The following is an 18,340-nucleotide window of genomic DNA, read 5'->3' on the forward strand; positions in this document are numbered from 1 at the left end:
CAGGAGTTTACCATGAGTAAAAAGCAAAAAATTTATACAACAGAATTTAAAGCTGAAGCAATAAAAGCCATTGAAGAAAACAAAGGTAATGTTTCCGAAACAGCACGACAACTCGGTATTTCCATGCAAACGCTATCGAATTGGCATAAAAAAGCAAAGGCAGGAACATTAGCTGGCACACAACAATATTCGCCTGATCTCGTTGCTCTACTCGAAGAAAATAAGAAGCTGAAACAACAACTTAAAACTTCCGAAATGGAAAGAGAATTTCTAAAAAAAGCAGCGGCGTACTTTGCCAAGGAAAATCAGTGAAGTACGCTTATATGAAAGAGCATAAAAACACATATCCAACAATAATGATGGCTAGGTTGCTAAAAATTTCAATATCAAGGTTTTATGATTGGTTAAAGCGGGGCTTAAGTAAACGAGTTATTCAAAGAAACCAACAGACCATCTTGGTCAAAATTGCCCATCAAGAAACTAAAGAAAGTTATGGACATATTCGCTTAACAAGGTATTTACAGTCACAAGGCATTCAAATTAGCGAGTATGCAGTACGTTGCATTAAACAGCAGAATCATCTGTATTGTAAGCGTTTCAAAAGGACAACAAATAGCGATCACAATCGTTATGTTTACAATAATTTGTTAGAGCAAAACTTTATAGAGACTACCCCAAACATTGCGTGGGTAAGTGACATTACATATATATAGACAGCTGAAGGCTGGCTGTATTTAGCTGCGTTAAAAGACCTTTGCACTAAACAAGTAGTTGGGTATAGCTTGAGTGCAAGGATGACAACACAACTTGTTTGTAATGCACTGAGTATGGCTATTCGCAATCATAAACCACCTCGAAACTTAATTATTCATTGGGACAGAGGCAGTCAATATTGTAGTCATGAATATCGGAATATGCTTGAAAAATATAGTTTTCAAGGTTCGATGAGTAAAAAGGGTGACTGTTTTGATAATGCACCAATTGAAAGTTTCTGGGGAATATTAAAGAACGAACTTGTACATCATCGGAACTATAAAACGAGGGAAGAAGCTAAGGCAGATATTACAAAATACATAGAGCTCTTCTATAATCAGCAGAGAATTCAGAAAGGACTGAATTTTAAGACACCAAATCAAATGGCAGAGGACTTTTACAAGTTAGTTGCCTAGAATCTCCCAAGTGGAAGTGTCCTGTTATTTCAGTACACATCACTAGGTACAGAGTACAAAAACAAGAAAAAGAAAATTACAGAAGAAATGTTTCAAATAGTATTTTTGTGACCAAATTTAGTCACAATTTATAGGGGATTTTACCTATATGAATAAGAGCAAATTGATATTTTATTTATAGTAAATATTTATGCATTTAAGCAAAATTAAATATTTCTACAAGAAAAATTCTTAACTCAACATAGATTCATCCTTATATTTCCATGCCACCTTTCACGACTAAATTAAGTCATGCGCTAGACGATCTTACACAGCGTCAACAAGGACTTGAGCAATAAAAAGGGTGTGGTAAATGATAGGGAAATATCTAATATCTGTGGCGATGACCACATTTCTATACAGTGGAGCAACTTTAGCGATTGCAGCTGAGAATGGTGGAAGTGCTTATCCTGATGGAACAGAAAGCTTTTTTGGGGGGGCAATGCCTCCACCAGGTATGTATCTTGTAAGTTATAACCAATATTACAACGCAGACAAATTTAAAAATGATCATCCTGTTTTTGATGATTTTAAAATCGATACTTTTGCAACGGTGGCACGTGGTGTTTATGTCAGTGACAAAACATTTTTAGGTGCCACGTGGGGGATGCACGCTTTTCTTGTTTATGCCAACGCAGATTTAACCCTAGGGGGTCATCAAGATGACCACATAGCGATGGGCGATGTGATTATCGATCCATTTTTATTGGGTTGGCATAAAGGAGATTGGCATGTTGCTACAGGTGTTGATTTCTATATTCCTGTGGGTTCTTACAACAAGGATCGTCTCGCGAACATTGGACGAAACTACTACACCATTCAACCGATTGTTTCGACAACCTACCTCAACAAGCAAGGTATAGAAGTCAGTACCAAATGGATGTACGACATTAATTTTGAAAATAAAGACACCAACTATACGTCTGGTAATGCCTTGCATGTGGACTACTTAGTTGCAAAACACATGGGGCCTTTGGCTGTAGGTGTTGGTGGTTATGTTCATCGTCAGCTAGAGGGTGACTCAGGAGAAGGTGCAATTTTAGGTGATTTTAAAGCCAAAGCAGCGAGTGTTGGTCCCCAAGTTCGCTATCAGTTCCCACAAGGTTATGCCATCGCAGCGAAATATCAAAAAGAGTTTGACGTTGAAAACCGACCTGAAGGTCAGAAGTTTGCAATAGATATCACCATTCCTTTTTAAATGATTTTGAACACATTGAAATCCAAATATAAGCGCAAGCATACAGAGGTGAATTTATGAAAATAGAACATCAAGAATATGCAACTGGCAGTGTAAGTGCTGTTGATTATTTAGTTGTGAATGAATATTCAGGCGGGATTGTGGGTCCAAGTCAACGCATGCTTGGTCCTTTAAAAAATGGCGGGACTTTAAAAACAGGTACACCGCCAGGCTGTTGGGGTCCAATGATTACACCTGCATTTCAAGGCGGGCATGAAGTCACGCTTCCTGTGGCGATTGAAGGTGCAGAAGTGGGCGATGCCGTTGCCCTAAAAATTAAACAGATGAAAGTGACATCCATTGCAACCTCTTCAGGGGTCATGCAATTTGTGGAAGGGCGTTATAAGGGTGACCCCTTTGTTGCGAAATACTGCGAAGCATGCGGTACAGAACAACCAGCAAGTTATGTAGAAGGCATTGGTGATGATGCTATTCACTGTAAAAATTGTGGTGCGGAAGTCAGCGCATTTCGTTTCTCACATGGTTATGTGATTGTTCTTGATGAAGAAAATAAAGTGAGTTTGACGGTTAATCAAGAGATTGCCAACAAACTTGCAGGCAATGCCAATGAACTTGCAGCACTGCCTGAACATGCAGCACAACATTCTATTTTATCGCTTGCACGTGCAGATATGCCTGGTGTTGCAGCCCATATGCGCCCATTCCTTGGCAATATTGGGACTACGCCATCTCGTGACTTGCCTGACTCTCATAACTGTCATGACTTTGGTCAGTATCTGATTGATGCACCACACAAATTTGGCATGACGGAAGAAGAGCTGATTGCTGCAAAAACCGATGGTCACATGGACACCAATTCGATTCGTCCTGGCTGTATTTTGATTTGTCCTGTCAAAGTCCCGGGTGCAGGTGTGTACATGGGAGATATGCATGCTCAACAAGGCAATGGTGAAATTGCAGGTCATGCAACCGATGTTTCAGGTGAAACCGAGCTGCAAGTTGAAGTGATTAAAGGTTTAAGCATTGATGGTCCGATTCTTTTACAAGCTTGGGATGACTTACCGCCTATGGCACGTCCTTTTAGCAAAGAACAACGTGAAAAAGTCAAAGCGCTTGGTGAACGTTGGGGGCAAACCGAGATTGAAGAAAGTGGCCCAATTACCTTTATGGGTACTGGGAAAAACTTGAACGATGCCACTGAGAATGCCCTAAACCGCGCTGCAAAAACCACAGGTTTAAGTTATGACGAAGTCATGAACCGCTGCACGATCACAGGATCGATCGAAATCAGCCGTTTACCTGGCATGGTGCGCGCAACTTTTCTTTGCCCAATGCCTATTTTAGCCAAACTCGGCATCGCAGATTTAGTCCGCGAACATTATCAACTTTAACGTAATGCATACCTTGGGCTGTGTGCAGGATCGTGATCATTGCAGCAGCTTGAGGAAATAGAACCGTCACATCTATGTGTCTAAAAAACTTGAACAGGAATGTCATATGAACAGTAATGCAAAGCTTCGTTGGGGCGATTTATATCCAGAACTTGGGATTGAGCCTATTCCAACAGAACCGTGTATTTCACCAGAAATATATCAAGAAGAAATTGAAAAAGTTTTTTCGAAAGTGTGGTTAAAAGTGGGTCGTGTGGAAGAAATTCCGAAAAAAGGCGACTACAAAGTCAAGCGTTTAGACTTTGCTAAAACCTCAGTGATTTTAATGCACGGCAAAGATGATGAAATTCGTGGTTTTCACAATATTTGTTCGCACCGCGGTAACAAAGTGGTTGTCGAAACAGACAATGAAACTTTTGGTTCAAATAAAGCCGCAGTCGTAACCTGCCGTTTTCATGGTTGGGTGTACGATGCCAAAGGTGATCTGGTTAATGTGCCTGAAGAAGAGAAATTTACCTCTTGTTTTGACAAAGGTCATAACGGTTTAGCACCTGTGCGTACCCAAGTATGGGAAGGGTTTATTTTCGTTAACCTTGATAACGAAGGCACTCAGTCTGTAGAAGAGTTCTTGGGTGATATGGGCAAACACTTAGGCAGTTATCCATTCCATGAAATGGAAGAATGTTTTGCCTATAATACTTTATTGAACTGTAACTGGAAAGTGGCACACGATGCTTTTGCTGAGGCATATCACGTTGCAACGATTCATGCAGGTTCATTCCCAAATGTCTTTGCTTCTGGTTTGCAAGAAGTTCAGTTGTTTGGCGATCACCGTACATGTGCGGTGTGTTTAACCAAAAATGCCAATCCAAAACCTGCTGCGGCACTTTCGGGTGAAATTTCGGGTGCATCGTTGGTGAATCATTATGAACGTGTGCAATTACCTAAATCTGTCAATCCAAATGACCGTGATGACTTCTCATTTGAACTGTCTGTGATTTTCCCAAATATTTTGGTGCATGTGACTGAAGGCGTGTGGTTTACCCATCAATTTTGGCCTGTGGGTCACAATCAAACGCGTTGGGAAGGGCGTTATTATATTCCTAAAGCGAAAACCTATTCTGAGCGTTGGGCACAAGAATTTGCACAAATCTTACAGCGCAATGCATGGTTAGAAGACACAGCGACGATGGAAGATACGCAAGAAGCGCTTGAGTCTAAAGCCAAAAAAGTCATGCATTTACAAGATGAAGAAATCTTGATTCGTCATGGTTATCACGTTCTTGAACAATATCTGAATCGCGCATAAGGAGCATGCACATGTCAAACATCATTTCACAATTGCCCGCTGACTTTGCCACCCTAGAACCCTTTGTGGCGAAATGGGCATTAGGTACAGGAAAGCAACGTCACGAAGCGCGGTTAGATTCGACTAAAGCTGAGTTACAAACATTCTATGATGCAATTTTACCTGAAATGCGCAAATTGCTTGCAGCGCTTGACCAATATGCATTGGGGACCTTGCCTGAAGAATTGCACAAGTTGTATTGGCTAAGTCTGAGTTTTGCAGAAGTTGCACCACATATTGAGCTGTATAAAGGTTCAGTCGGTGTGCCCTATGCCTTTGCAGAAAAGCGTTTCATTTATGAAACAGGCAACGTAGTCAACGTTTAAAAGGATCTCAAGATGAGCCAACACAATCTAGAACAGCGTTTAAATGCTCTGGAGGCCTGTGAGGCGATTCGTAGCCTGATCGGCCGTTATGCGACAGCGGCCGATCAACGCAACAATCCAGCCATTTTGCAGCATCTTTTTCATGATGATGCGGTGTGGTGTGCCAATGGCTTTGGAGCATATCAAGGGCGGGACAATATTTTAAAAGGATTGTCGAGTATTGCAGAAGCACAAGTGCTGTGGAGTCTGCATATTATGGCAATGCCCGATATTGCAGTACTTGATCAACATCATGCTGAAGCAACTTGGATGCTATGGGAAGTCTGTCACTTGGCGACAACGGGTCAGACAGCCAAAACCAGTTGTTTAGGTGGATTTTATAAAACTGAAATACGGCGTAATGATGAAGGTGAATGGAAGTTTGAACGTGTTGAATTGAATTTAACCTTCAATCAACCCTTTCCAAAAACAGACATATAGACATGGCATCAGTACAGCCAAAAGGGAATTTAAAATGAGAAAAATTGCAATTATTGGTGGTGGACAAGCAGGTTTATTATTGGCGTTTTCGTTACTTGAAAACAAATATGATGTCACTTTATATGTAGATCGTCCTGCGGATGAACTTTTACATGGTCGTATGGTCAGTACCACGATGTTCTTTGCAAACACCTTGGAATTTGAACGCAAACTTGGGTTGAATTTTTGGGATGGTAAAGCACATCACGGTCAAGCGATTCATGTCGATTTTCGTGCTCCAGATGGTGCTATTGCACTGCCATTAACAGGGTTCTTACATGAGAACAAAGGCATAGCCATGGATCAACGGACCAAATATCACCGTTGGTTAGAAGAATATCCACGCCGTGGTGGCAAGTTGGTGCTACAAAATGTCAGTCCTGAAGATTTAGAGCAGATTGCAGCAGACAATGATCTCACGATTTTAGCGGCAGGCAAGGGCAATATCACCAGTTTGTTTAAACGGAATGAGTCACGTTCAGTGCATCAAACACCGCCACGTAAATTGGCTGCGGCTTTGGTGGTGGGTGATGACTTGTGTGGTCCACAGAGTTGGCAAGGTCAACCTGCTCAAACGCTACACTTTAACTTTGTTGCGGGTGCGGGCGAATATTTCAGTATGCCGTTCTATAGCCATACGCATGGTCCATGTCGTAGCTTTTTGTTTGAATGTGTGCCGAATGGTCCAATGGATATTTTTGATGATGTCAGCAATGGCGAAGAAATGCTGCAACGCATGAAAGAAGCTGTTGCAAAAGTAACACCTGATCAAAGTTTCCGTATGGTCGATAACATGGAGCTGAGTGATCCAAATGCGTGGTTAAAAGGCGCATTCCGTCCTGAAGTGCGTGATCCTGTTGCGACCTTAGCAAATGGCGCGAAAATTTGGGGCATTGGTGACACTGTGATCGTCAATGACCCCATTGCAGGTCAAGGTGCGAACAATGCAACACGTATGGTTGAGCATTATCTTCAAGCGATTTTAGCACATGGTGATCAGGCATTTAGTGCAGATTGGATGCAAAACGTGTTTGAACAATTTTGGAATGAATCAGGTCGATATACCACTGATTTTACTAATTTATTGCTCAATCCGCCGAGTGAAAGTCTTCTACAAGTGTTAGGTGCGGCATCTCAAAATCAAGTGATTGCAGATGATTTTATGGGGCACTTTAACAATCCGCGTGGTTTTTGGCCTGCAGTCGATGGTGAAGCAGGTGCAAAAGAATATCTCTCACGCAAGGAGTTCCAACATGCAGCTGCTTGAACGATTGTGGCAGGACGTTGATTTGGCTGAGGCAAAATCGTTGCGTCAAGCTTTCGGCAGATTTGCCACAGGGGTCGCGATTGTGACCTGTCTAGACCAAAACCAACAGCCTGTAGGCTTAACCATTAACTCATTTAGTTCGGTGTCTTTAGATCCAGCTTTGGTGTTATGGAGTTTAGTTAATCATTCACCAAGCCGTGAAGTATTTGAATCGGCTGAATATTTTGCCATAAACATATTGGCATCACAGCAACAAGAGATTGGTTTGAACTTTGCGAAACCCATTGCGGATAAATTTCAGCATGGCACTTGGAAGCTCCACGACCACAAAGCACCTGTTTTAGAAGATTGTGTGGTGCAATTTATCTGTCAGCGTGAGCAACAAATTGCCGCTGGGGATCATCAAATTTTTATCGGTAAAATTGAACACTGTCGCCACAGTAACCACCGTCCACTGTTGTTTTGCAAGGGTCAGTTCAATGAATGGCCTGAGTATAAGGAGGTTTCATGACAGACTTAAAGCAAAAAGTGGTCTTGGTGACGGGTGGAGCAACACATATTGGGCAAGCCGTTGTACAAGAGCTGAAAAGTTTGGGTGCAGAAGTCATTATTGCTGACATTAACCAAACGCAAGGTCAGCTTGTTGCACAAGCCACTCAAGCGCGCTACGAATATCTTGATCTTGCCAATGATGACAGTATTCGTGCATTGAGCCAAAAGTTGACGCAGTTGGATATAGTAATAAATTTGGCATGTTTATATGAAGATCACGGTTCTCAATCGACCCGTCAAGATTGGCAAAATACCTTTAATGTGACGGTGTTTGGTCATGCTGCTTTGGTTCAGGCGTGTCGTTCTCTGCTGCAAAGCAGTGAGGATGGTGCAGTCATTAACATCAGCAGTGTCAGTGCGCGTATTGCGCAAAAAGAGCGTTGGGTCTATCCCGCGTCAAAAGCGACCTTAGAGCAACTGACAAAGAGTATGGCATTAGATTTGGCTCAAGATGGGATTCGTGTACATGCTTTGTCCTTAGGTTGGACTTGGTCTGTGCCCATGCAAATGATCTCGGGAGGCGATCGTGCCAAAACTGATCGTGTGGCAGGACGTTTTCATGTATTGGGTCGTATTGCAGATGCTGAGGAAGTGGCTCAGGCTTTGAGTTTACTGTGCAGCCCGAAAGCCAAGTTGTTGACGGGCGGTGTGATTCATGCAGATGGCGGCTATCACATTTTAGGTCCTGAAGCGACAGAGTCACCGATTGAGGAGTTAAGCCAATGAATATCAAAATGAGCAATGTGGCAGAAAAATTCTTATGCTTAACTTCTGATGTGGCACAAGGTGAGGGTTTACAGGTCATTATTGAGGGTTATCCGCCCTTGGCGGTTTTCCATTTAGACGATGGTGAGTTTTATGTGACAGATGACACCTGTACCCATGGTGATGCTTCGTTGGCTGATGGTGAGATTGATGGTTGTGAAGTGGAATGTCCTTTCCATGCTGGTGCTTTTGATATTAAAACAGGTGAGCCTTGTGGTGCGCCATGTACGATTGCACTAAAAACTTATTCATCCATTGTACGTGAAGATCACGTTTACTTAGTGGAGTAAGGTCAATGTATAACATTCAAATTGATGGTCAAGGTGATTTTCAATGTGCGCCTGATGATGTCTTACTCAGAGCGGGGTTGCGCGAAGGGCTGGGTATTTCGTATGAGTGCAATGCAGGTGGATGTGGGACGTGTAAAATTGAAGTTTTGTCGGGTGAAGTGGAAAACTTGTGGGAAGATGCCCCGGGTTTAAGCGACCGTGACAAACGTAAAGGACGGCTGTTGGCGTGCCAATGTCGCCCCAAATCTGACTGTGTTATCAAAGTTCGTTTAGATGAACAGTGTGTGCCAAAAGTGTTGCCAAAGAAGAAAAAGGTGACGTTAAAGCATGTGCAATTTGTCACACATGATATTTTAGAAGTGCATTTACAGTCAGATGAACCTGCACAGTTTATTCCTGGTCAATACGCCTTAATTTGGGTAAATCAAACCTTATTACGTGCTTATTCCATGTCAAATTTGCCCAATGATGAGGGTGTTTGGGTATTTCAAATACGCCGTGTACCTGAGGGTAAAATGACCAATTTGCTGTTTGATGAGCAATCGCGTCAGCAAGCTGAAATTCAGATGGATGGACCTTATGGTTTAGCACATTTACAAGAGCAGCCACGCCCGATTGTTTGTGTAGCAGGCGGTTCAGGGCTTGCGCCTATGCTTGCGATTGCACGAGGTGTGGCTGTAAATCCACATTTACAACATCATAAAGTGTGGTTTTTTCATGGCGGGCGTGAACAACGTGACTTATTTACAGAAAACCAACTTCGTGAATGGACGGAGCTGGGTGATCGGCTGAATTATGTGCCTGCGACATCTTTGGAGCTGATAGACGGTATTCGTTCAGGATTTATCCATGATGTTATCAATGAAGTCTTAGGTGAGCAGCTGATTCAACATGAAATATATTGCGCTGGACCGCCGCCGATGGTGCAATCGATTGAGCAGATGGCGCATCGGGCAGGGATTCCGCAACAACAAATACATTTCGATCGTTTCTTCTAAAAACAATCATGATCCTGCTGAAAATTTTCAATCTAGCGATGGTTAACCCATCGCTGGTATAGATTTTTCCCGACACAACAACACCATATTAATAATTTGCGCTATCGACTCAGTCCCTAATTTTTGACGGATATGCGTGCGATGAATCTCTACCGTTTTATGACTGATATTGAGCATCTGCGCGATGTGTTTACTTGATAATCCATCGACCATCAAATTGATAATTTCGGTTTCACGCGGAGACAATGAGTTCAGTTTGACCATTTGTTGTTGGCGTTTTTCTTCTTCAATGAAGCTTTGTTCTGCAAGTTGCAATGATGCTTGAATTTGATTCAGCATATGTTGTGGGTTAAATGGCTTCTCCAGAAAATCAAAAGCACCTGCTTTCATGGCATTGACAGACATTGGAATATCGCCATGACCCGTCATAAAGATGATGGGCATACGGATTTTCTGCTGATTTAATTGTTGCTGTAGTTGTAAACCGCTCATGCCCCGCATACGAATATCTAGAATCAAACAGGCGGGGGTATGCGGGCGTTGATAATTTAAAAATTCAGTGGCGCTGTTAAAGGTTTTATTTTCCAATTGTACCGATTCGAGTAACCATGTTAATGAATTACAAATATCTTGATCATCATCAATAATATAGACAATGGGCTCTAAAACTTCAGAATTGGCTACATACATTTTGCACGCTCCTTTGCTGCCAAAGAAATATTAAAGATTGCACCGGTATCACCTTCACAGACCCAAAGATAACCTTGGTGACTTTCTATAATGCTGCGCGATAAGGTTAAACCAATGCCCATACTGTCACTTTTACTTGAATAAAAAGATTCAAATAGTTGTTCTGGATTTTGTCCTTGTAAACCAGGACCATTATCTGCAATCGCAATGCGGGCGTATTGATTGTATTGCCATGTGCGAATGTAAACATCGCGCTGACTGACAGGGTTTTTTTGTAAGGCATCGACTGCATTAAAAACGAGATTAATGATGACTTGGCTAAATAGCGTTTCATCAGCCTGAATATAAAGAGGGTGTACATTTAGTTCGTAATGAACTTTACAGTCACCTTGTTCTGCTTTTAACCGAATTAATGGATGTAAATCTTGGATCAGGCTGTTGAGTGAGTGATGTTGGAAATTGGCTTCACCTTTACGTAAAAAGCTCCGCATACTATGAATAATGCGATTTACTCGTTGAGTTTGATCCAAGGCTGAATTTAATGCTGCAATGGTTTCAGGGGTATTCGCTAGACCATTTTGAATACGAATAATACTGCCGCCCACATAGTTGTTGAGCGCGGCAAGGGGTTGGTTTAGCTCATGTGCTAGAGCTGTTGCAAGCTCGCCCATAGTTTTACAGCGTGACATATGTCCCAGTTGTTTTTCTCGGGTACGGGCAATCTGCTCTGCCTGAATACGTTCCGTAATATCACGATAATTGATTAAAATTCCTTGAATATTAGGATGATTTAGTAAATTTTTAAAACTAGCTTCATGGTGATGCCATTCGCCATTGTGGTGCAAAATACGATAATGCAGTACACCATCGTAAATTTGCGTTGGATGTTTAAACAAAGTCTGGCGTATTGCGGTTCTGTCATTTGGGTGAATAACGCTCAACACATTTTTGTTTAAAACAAAGCGATCACGATACCCCAAAATGCGCTGTAAAGAGGCACTTGCATATAATAATTTGCCTTGAGGGTCTAGAATAGCAATACCATCAGCAGAATTTTCTAATAAAATTTTAAAGTATTGGTCTTTAGACTGAAGTGCGTACTGATATTTTTTGATTTCACTAATATTACGAACTAAAGCCAAAAGTTTAGGCTGTTGCTCTATTTCAACTGTCTTTAAACAGACTTCAACTGGTATTTTTTGCTTATCTTTTGACTCAATGAGCCATTCAAAAGTAATAGCCTCATCTGTAGACGCTGCTACTTGTTGAACTTTTTTAAGTGCATGATGTAAATCGAAACCTTGATGAAAAGCACTGATCTTTTCAACGTTCATGTGAGTCAGTTCAGACTTACTATATCCTGTAAGCACAACAGCGGCCTCGTTCACATCCATGAATTGTACACTGCCAATATCATGTACAAAAATGGCATCGCCTGCTTTATCAAAAATGGTTTGATAATAATTTAAACTGGTCATTCTATGTCCTTACCTGAGATGGCTTCCTGCGATCGGGTAGAGGTGATGGATTATCGTGACTGATAAAACATTGTTGTTATATGATATTATATTGCATGAATGAGGTGTATGATGCAATGACATGAAAGGTTAGATTATATACTTTAAACATATGTAATAAAGCATGTGAAATATTGAATAGTGATTGCAAAATTCGAGGTTATTTAGGTTTCTATTACATCTAAATTGTTACTTAAATTTGCGTAGATAAGCGGGATTACTTTAAATGATTGAACTTCTCATTAAATAAGTTTAATCCCTCATAAAATTCGAAGGAGATATTTTTTAATCTATATCACTAATGGGATTAATTTTATGCCATTTATGTTTTATTTTCACAAAATTCAGCCCAATCCCCCATTAAGCCTTTACGTTTTTCAAGATAAGCTCCACGTAAATATGCAGCCTCAACTTCGTCAGGCAGTTTATGTGCAAGGACATGTTCACAGACTTCACGAGGGTAATCAGTTTTGTCTGCTGACCAATCACGGAAAGTAGACCGAAAACCATGTGTTGTAATCACTCGATTTTGTTTAGGATCAATATAGCCTAAGCCATTTTCTTTAAACTTCTGTTCATGCATACGTTTAATTAATGTGGTTAATGACATATCAGACAGCATTTCACCACTACGCGGTGCAGGGAATATAAACTCTTGTGGCTGACTATAAGGTTGAATTGATTTAAGCAAATTAATGGCTTCTTTAGATAGGGGAACTCGATGTTCCTTTTCCGCTTTCATTCGTTCTTTAGGAATAATCCAAACCTTATTCTTGAAATCAATTTCCTGCCATTTAGCTCCAAAAATTTCACCAGAACGACAGGCTGTTAAAATTGCAAATTCTAGAGCTTTAGGTGAAATTCCTATTTTCTGTCTCAGATGTTGAATGAATTCATAAACCTGTTCATAAGGTAACGATGGATGAGGGCGTGATTCCTGCTTTACATTCCCCAAGATTGGCTCAAGATTACCTTTCCATTCAGCAGGATTATCACCAACAAAATATCCCATGGCCTTAGCATAATCAAAAATGGTTTCTATACGACCACGAATACGTTTAGCTGTTTCGTTCTTCTCAGTCCAGATAGGTCTAAGAACTTCAGCAATATCAACTTTAGTAATTGTACCAATACTAATATTACCTAGAGTTGGATAGATATAGGTTTCTAATGTAGATGTCCATTGTCCGATATGTTTTTCATTTTTGAGTTCACGGGTTTTATTAGTAATAACAACTTCTGCGCATTCACGGAATGTTTTATCGCGCATTTTTTGAATATGAAACTTCTCAAGTTGTTCTTGTTTATACGCAATTGGATCAATACCATTTCGTATTTGTAATCTTAATTCAGTGGCTTTAGCACGAGCTTCAGCTAAAGAAACTTCAGGGTAGGGGCCAATCCCAATATCACGGCGATGAGGTCTTAGCTTCCCATCTTTATCTAACCGTTTGCCTACCACAGCACGTAAAATCCAGACACGGGAATTACCTTCGACGTTCAGGCATAAACCATCAACGCCTCCTACAGAGTGTCGACCTGTTGCTTTAATTTTTGCTACACTGAGTGCAGAGAGTTCCTTTGATTTTTTGGCATGTCTTTATTTACCCCACAACTTACCCCTCATAAAATACTGGAATTAATAGGGTTAGACAAGACAGGTTAGGATGGTGAATTATTTAAGTATATGTAAAATATGTGTTTATAATATTTCATTGGACTGGTTGGGATAGTTGTTATACGGACACCGCTTCCGCCAAATATTTAAAGAAGCCCTTGTTTTTACAAGGGCTTTTTTATTGCTTATATATTTACCCCACATTAAGTATTGGATTCATTTAGCTTTGATCAAATTGCTTTGTATTGAATTAGATTTTAGTTACAGATGGCTTTGTTGCATAAACCTACTCTTAAAGGCTTATTCAACATTATAATTCTTAAATGAATAAGCTCACACCTAAAATCTATCGTACAACCCATTGGTCTTCTTATAACAGAGCATTAATAAATCGAGGAAATATTTCTATTTGGTTTGATCCCAAAACTCAATGGTATGCTTAACCAAAAGGCAAACATGGTCGAAATCAAACCTATTCTGATGTTGCTATCCAATGCTGTCTGATGATTAAATCTCTATTCCGTTTGTCTTTACGTATGGTCACAGGCTTTGTTCAAGGTCTGATTAAACTTTGTGGATTAGATTGGACAGCCCCGAATATCAGCGATATTCGTATTCCACTATTTGTAGAAGACAAAAGCATATTGATATTGCGATTAACTATCAAAAAAGCAGTAATGGTCTCCATCTACTTGTTGATTCTACTGGCTTAAAGTTTTTAGGTGAAGGCTAATAGAAACGTACAAAACATCAGCCTGAATATCGTCGCCAATGGCGTTACATATTGGTATTGATGCTGAAATTCTTCAAATACGCGCTATTCAGCTCACAACCAACAATATGAGTGATTCACAGGTGCTTGGTGATTTACTGGATCAGATTCCACAAGAAGAACAGATTGACTCGGTCTATACTGATGGGGCTTATGACACCAAGCAATGCCGTCAGGTCATCGCAGAGCGACAAGCGCATGCGGTGATTCCACCAAGAAAAAATACGAAACTTTGGAAAGATACAAAGACCAGCTCGCTAGAGCGAAATGAATCACTTCGAACAGTTAAACGTTTAGGGAGAACACTATGGAAAAAATGGTCAGGCTATCATCGCCGAAGTTTGGTCGAAACCAAAATGCATTGCATCAAATCTTACGAAACAGTGTTTCTCGGGCGATAAACTCAGTGCAAGAAATTTCCAAAGCCAAGTCGATGAGATGCATACACGTGTGGCAGTATTAAATAAATTTACGGCATTGAGTCGACCTCATACCCGAGTTGTCACTTAAATTTGGATAACTTGGGGGGGAGTTTAGCTTTTGAATGTTTGTGTAACAAAGTTAATTTGAATCATAATAATCATTGATATTAATTTTTGAGCCATTCAAGAATAATTTTATAGCCAATAATACAAATCATATGTGAAGGTTTTAAATCGATATTTTTAAGGCTTCGAAAGTTTTTAATACGTATTTTTGAAATTTTCATCATTAAATATCTGATTAATTTTAATAGATATATTTATAAATCATAAAGCAAAAAAAGCCACCTAAAGGTGGCTTTCTAAGATCAAGCTACAGCATCAAAGCGCTGCAATCTGCTCCATATTCGCTTTAATCTTCGCTAACTGGTCAGCAAACTCAGCAAGTTTTACTTTCTCACCTTCAACCACAGCAGCAGGTGCTTTCGCGACAAAACCTTCATTGCCAAGTTTAGTGGCAATTTGGTCATGCTGTTTTTGAACCTTGTCTAAGTCTTTTTGTAGACGACTCAATTCCGCTTTAGGATCAATTAAACCCTTCATTGGAACAAATACAGACACATGACCGACTACAGAAGACGATGACAATGGCGGTTGCTCAGCATCTGCAAGGAAAGTAATACTTTCAACTTTTGCCAATGCCTTAAACAATGGTTCAATACGTGCGATCTGCGCTTTTTCAGCATCCGTGGTATTTTGTAGAAGCACAGGTAACAAACGCGCATTACCTAAGCCCATCTCACCACGGATGTTACGCACCGCACCAATCAAACCTTGAAGCCATTGCATGTCTGCTTCAGCTTGTTCATTGATTTTCGCTGCATCGGCAACAGGGTATTGCGCCAACATGATGCTTTCACCTTGAAGACCGATCATAGGTGCAAGCGTTTGCCAAATTTCTTCAGTCAAGAACGGCATGATTGGATGAGCAAGACGTAAAGAAGCTTCCATCACTGCAAGAAGAACACGACGAACTTCTGCTTTACGCTCAGTCGACACATTTTCATCATTCAGAACAGGCTTAGTCAGCTCTACATACCAGTCACAGTATTCATTCCAAATGAACTCATAAATCGCTTGCGCAGCCAAGTCCAAACGATAAGTCGCAAAGGCTTGCTGAACCGCTTGTTCCGCTTTTTGTAAACGGCTCACGATCCATTGTTCAGGCAGTTCCCAAAGGTCTTGACGAACGTCTTGACCAATGGTTTGACCTTCAACATTCATCAGAACGAAACGGGTAGCATTCCAAATCTTGTTGGCAAAGTTACGGTAACCTTCAACACGTTTCATGTCGAATTTGATGTCACGCCCCGTATTTGCAAGCGCACAGAACGTGAAACGAACCGCATCTGTACCATAAGCTTGAATACCTTCAGGGAATTCTTTACGAGTCGATTTCTCAATTTTTCCAGCTTGTTTCGGGTTCATTAAACCAGTGGTACGTTTTTGTACCAAAGTTTCAAGGTCAACACCGTCAATTAAGTCTAATGGGTCAAGGACGTTACCCTTAGACTTCGACATTTTTTGACCTTCGCCATCACGAACTAGACCATGCACATACACGGTTTTAAACGGGACTTGTGGCGTACCATCTGCATTCTTCATAAAGTGCAACGTAAACATGATCATACGTGCAACCCAGAAGAAGATGATGTCAAAACCAGTCACTAATACATCCGTCGGGTGGAAAGTATTTAAGAAATAGTTTTCTTTATCTTTCTCAGCATCGCCAGTCCAACCTAAAGTTGAGAATGTCCAAAGCGCAGAAGAGAACCATGTATCCAGTACATCTTCATCTTGGCTCAGTGCAAGATCAGCAGGCAGATTGTGTTTTGCGCGAACTTCTTCTTCGTTACGACCGACATAGATATTGCCTTCGGCATCGTACCAAGCAGGGATACGATGACCCCACCACAATTGACGAGAAATACACCAATCTTGAATGTTGTTCATCCACGCCATATACATGTTGCTGTATTGCTCAGGCACAAATTTAATGTCACCGTCTTTAACCGCTTTAATCGCAGGCTCAGCAAGCGGTGCAATTTTCACATACCATTGGTCTGTGAGTAGAGGTTCAACAATCACGCCTGAACGGTCACCACGAGGTGGTTTCAATGTATAAGGTTGAATTTGATCTAACCAGCCTTCAGCTTCAGCTTGTTCAACCAATTTTTTACGTGCAGCAAAACGTTCTAAACCTACGTATTCTGCAGGTGCAGGAATAGTTTTAGAAATTTGTTCGCCCGCTTTTGCGATATATTCAAACTCAGCCAATACTTCAGCATTTTTGTTGAAAATGTTGATGATCGCGAGTTCACATCGTTTACCCACTTCATAGTCATTGAAGTCATGCGCAGGGGTGATTTTTACACAGCCTGTACCAAACTCTTTATCGACATATTCATCTTTAACAATGGCAACCGCACGACCTGTAATTGGGAGGATAATATTTTTACCCACAAGGTGTGCATAACGCTCATCATCAGGTGCAACTGCAACTGCTGTATCGCCAAGTAATGTTTCAGGACGAGTGGTTGCCACCACGATATAATCTTTACCATCGTGTGTGCGTAGTGACTTATCTTCAAAGAAATATTTGAAGTGCCACAATGAACCTTGTTCTTCTTTATCAGACTCAACTTCTAAGTCAGACAACGCAGTTTGTAGTTTTGGATCCCAGTTCACCAAACGTTTGCCACGATAGATCAAACCGTCTTCGTGCAGTTTTACGAAAACTTCTTTGACTGCATTAGATAAACCTTCATCCATGGTGAAGCGTTCACGTGACCAATCTACAGATGAACCCAAACGACGAATTTGACGCGTGATGTTACCACCAGATTGTTCTTTCCATTCCCAAACTTTTTCAATGAACTTTTCACGACCTAAGTCATGACGGCTAATATTTTGTGCGCCCAATTGACGTTCAACCACCATTTGCGTTGCAATACCCGCATGGTCTGTACCCGGTTGCCATAAGGTATTTTTACCAGACATACGGTTATAACGTGTCAAGGCATCCATGATGGCATTGTTAAAACCATGACCCATGTGCAAGTTGCCTGTGACGTTTGGTGGCGGAATCATGATACAGAATGAGTCGCCTTTACGAGAAGGTTGGAAATAACCATTCTCTTCCCAAGTCTTGTACCATTTTCTCTCGATCTCAGTCGGATCGTAGGTTGTAGCAATATTTTGCGCTGAATCAGTCATAGTAAAAACAGATCAAAAGTGAGTGAAAAATTAGATTCATTGTAGCAAATAAATTTCCTAAGTGGGGGATTCTCATCAAGTGTATAGAACGTGCTGGTTGGGGAGTAAGCTTCACTGAGCGAGTATCAAAGTTTGCGCAACAAAATTTTATCGATGAATAGAGTCATCACAACAGTCATGCAA

Annotated in this window: 14 protein-coding genes and 2 pseudogenes; 12 read left to right on the top strand and 4 right to left on the bottom strand. The window is 40.9% G+C overall.

Features of this window, described 5'->3' with window-relative positions; genetic code table 11:
• The first annotated feature begins 12 nt into the window (after nt 1–12).
• The 11 genes and pseudogenes from HUV91_RS00975 to HUV91_RS01025 all read left to right on the top strand — a co-directional run bounded on the left by HUV91_RS00975 (nt 13) and on the right by HUV91_RS01025 (nt 9,862).
• Nucleotides 13–1,169: pseudogene (locus HUV91_RS00975) on the top strand (IS3 family transposase).
• Nucleotides 1,170–1,521: 352 nt separating this feature from the next.
• The gene (locus HUV91_RS00980) at nt 1,522–2,406 is read left to right on the top strand and encodes a SphA family protein (protein ID WP_174492234.1); all 885 of its coding nucleotides are present in this window, start codon (nt 1,522–1,524) and stop codon (nt 2,404–2,406) included.
• Nucleotides 2,407–2,462: 56 nt separating this feature from the next.
• Complete coding sequence (locus HUV91_RS00985; protein ID WP_121974343.1) at nt 2,463–3,797, top strand: acetamidase/formamidase family protein; 1,335 nt, start codon at nt 2,463–2,465, stop codon at nt 3,795–3,797.
• A gap of 106 nt (nt 3,798–3,903) precedes the next feature.
• A complete protein-coding gene (locus HUV91_RS00990; protein ID WP_121974344.1) occupies nt 3,904–5,106 on the top strand; it encodes an aromatic ring-hydroxylating oxygenase subunit alpha in 1,203 nt (400 codons plus the stop codon).
• 11 nt (nt 5,107–5,117) lie between these two features.
• A complete protein-coding gene (locus tag HUV91_RS00995) occupies nt 5,118–5,471 on the top strand; it encodes a hypothetical protein (protein ID WP_121974345.1) in 354 nt (117 codons plus the stop codon).
• Nucleotides 5,472–5,483: 12 nt separating this feature from the next.
• Nucleotides 5,484–5,951, top strand: a complete 468-nt coding sequence (locus HUV91_RS01000) for a nuclear transport factor 2 family protein (protein ID WP_174492235.1) — start codon at nt 5,484–5,486, stop codon at nt 5,949–5,951.
• A gap of 34 nt (nt 5,952–5,985) precedes the next feature.
• Entirely contained in the window at nt 5,986–7,257 is a 1,272-nt protein-coding gene (locus HUV91_RS01005) for a styrene monooxygenase/indole monooxygenase family protein (RefSeq protein ID WP_174492236.1), read from the top strand.
• The gene (locus HUV91_RS01010; protein ID WP_174492237.1) at nt 7,244–7,768 is read left to right on the top strand and encodes a flavin reductase family protein; all 525 of its coding nucleotides are present in this window, start codon (nt 7,244–7,246) and stop codon (nt 7,766–7,768) included. The genes HUV91_RS01005 and HUV91_RS01010 overlap by 14 nt, the downstream gene beginning before the upstream one ends.
• Nucleotides 7,765–8,535, top strand: a complete 771-nt coding sequence (locus HUV91_RS01015; protein ID WP_174492238.1) for an SDR family oxidoreductase — start codon at nt 7,765–7,767, stop codon at nt 8,533–8,535. Before HUV91_RS01010 ends, HUV91_RS01015 begins: the two co-directional genes overlap by 4 nt.
• Complete coding sequence (locus HUV91_RS01020; RefSeq protein WP_174492239.1) at nt 8,532–8,864, top strand: non-heme iron oxygenase ferredoxin subunit; 333 nt, start codon at nt 8,532–8,534, stop codon at nt 8,862–8,864. The genes HUV91_RS01015 and HUV91_RS01020 overlap by 4 nt, the downstream gene beginning before the upstream one ends.
• A 5-nt stretch (nt 8,865–8,869) precedes the next feature.
• A complete protein-coding gene (locus tag HUV91_RS01025) occupies nt 8,870–9,862 on the top strand; it encodes a 2Fe-2S iron-sulfur cluster-binding protein (protein ID WP_174492240.1) in 993 nt (330 codons plus the stop codon).
• A 42-nt stretch (nt 9,863–9,904) separates the two neighbouring features.
• On the opposite strand, the gene HUV91_RS01030 is transcribed toward HUV91_RS01025, so the two are convergent.
• The 3 genes from HUV91_RS01030 to HUV91_RS01040 all read right to left on the bottom strand — a co-directional run bounded on the left by HUV91_RS01030 (nt 9,905) and on the right by HUV91_RS01040 (nt 13,621).
• Nucleotides 9,905–10,552: a response regulator transcription factor gene (locus tag HUV91_RS01030; protein ID WP_121974352.1), complete on the bottom strand. Its 648-nt coding sequence runs from the start codon at nt 10,550–10,552 to the stop codon at nt 9,905–9,907.
• Nucleotides 10,543–12,030: a PAS domain-containing sensor histidine kinase gene (locus tag HUV91_RS01035; RefSeq protein ID WP_174492241.1), complete on the bottom strand. Its 1,488-nt coding sequence runs from the start codon at nt 12,028–12,030 to the stop codon at nt 10,543–10,545. Before HUV91_RS01035 ends, HUV91_RS01030 begins: the two co-directional genes overlap by 10 nt.
• Before the next feature lie 361 nt (nt 12,031–12,391).
• Entirely contained in the window at nt 12,392–13,621 is a 1,230-nt protein-coding gene (locus HUV91_RS01040; protein ID WP_174493566.1) for a tyrosine-type recombinase/integrase, read from the bottom strand.
• A 389-nt stretch (nt 13,622–14,010) separates the two neighbouring features.
• Here HUV91_RS01040 and HUV91_RS01045 point away from each other — a divergent pair.
• A pseudogene (locus HUV91_RS01045) lies at nt 14,011–14,969 on the top strand (IS5 family transposase).
• Nucleotides 14,970–15,262: 293 nt separating this feature from the next.
• Here HUV91_RS01045 and HUV91_RS01050 read toward each other — a convergent pair.
• Nucleotides 15,263–18,157: a valine--tRNA ligase gene (locus HUV91_RS01050; protein WP_174492242.1), complete on the bottom strand. Its 2,895-nt coding sequence runs from the start codon at nt 18,155–18,157 to the stop codon at nt 15,263–15,265.
• Between the last annotated feature and the right edge of the window lie 183 nt (nt 18,158–18,340).

Source organism: Acinetobacter sp. Marseille-Q1623, assembly GCF_902809895.1.
In the GTDB taxonomy this organism is placed as follows: domain Bacteria; phylum Pseudomonadota; class Gammaproteobacteria; order Pseudomonadales; family Moraxellaceae; genus Acinetobacter; species Acinetobacter piscicola_A.

Bases quoted from the DNA above. Each gene is read 5' to 3' on its own strand.
- HUV91_RS00980 (WP_174492234.1), top strand. From the start codon at position 1,522: ATGATAGGGAAATATCTAATATCTGTGGCGATGACCACATTTCTATAC.
- HUV91_RS00985 (WP_121974343.1), top strand. From the start codon at position 2,463: ATGAAAATAGAACATCAAGAATATGCAACTGGCAGTGTAAGTGCTGTT.
- HUV91_RS00990 (WP_121974344.1), top strand. From the start codon at position 3,904: ATGAACAGTAATGCAAAGCTTCGTTGGGGCGATTTATATCCAGAACTT.
- HUV91_RS00995 (WP_121974345.1), top strand. From the start codon at position 5,118: ATGTCAAACATCATTTCACAATTGCCCGCTGACTTTGCCACCCTAGAA.
- HUV91_RS01000 (WP_174492235.1), top strand. From the start codon at position 5,484: ATGAGCCAACACAATCTAGAACAGCGTTTAAATGCTCTGGAGGCCTGT.
- HUV91_RS01005 (WP_174492236.1), top strand. From the start codon at position 5,986: ATGAGAAAAATTGCAATTATTGGTGGTGGACAAGCAGGTTTATTATTG.
- HUV91_RS01010 (WP_174492237.1), top strand. From the start codon at position 7,244: ATGCAGCTGCTTGAACGATTGTGGCAGGACGTTGATTTGGCTGAGGCA.
- HUV91_RS01015 (WP_174492238.1), top strand. From the start codon at position 7,765: ATGACAGACTTAAAGCAAAAAGTGGTCTTGGTGACGGGTGGAGCAACA.
- HUV91_RS01020 (WP_174492239.1), top strand. From the start codon at position 8,532: ATGAATATCAAAATGAGCAATGTGGCAGAAAAATTCTTATGCTTAACT.
- HUV91_RS01025 (WP_174492240.1), top strand. From the start codon at position 8,870: ATGTATAACATTCAAATTGATGGTCAAGGTGATTTTCAATGTGCGCCT.
- HUV91_RS01030 (WP_121974352.1), bottom strand. From the start codon at position 10,552: ATGTATGTAGCCAATTCTGAAGTTTTAGAGCCCATTGTCTATATTATT.
- HUV91_RS01035 (WP_174492241.1), bottom strand. From the start codon at position 12,030: ATGACCAGTTTAAATTATTATCAAACCATTTTTGATAAAGCAGGCGAT.
- HUV91_RS01050 (WP_174492242.1), bottom strand. From the start codon at position 18,157: ATGACTGATTCAGCGCAAAATATTGCTACAACCTACGATCCGACTGAG.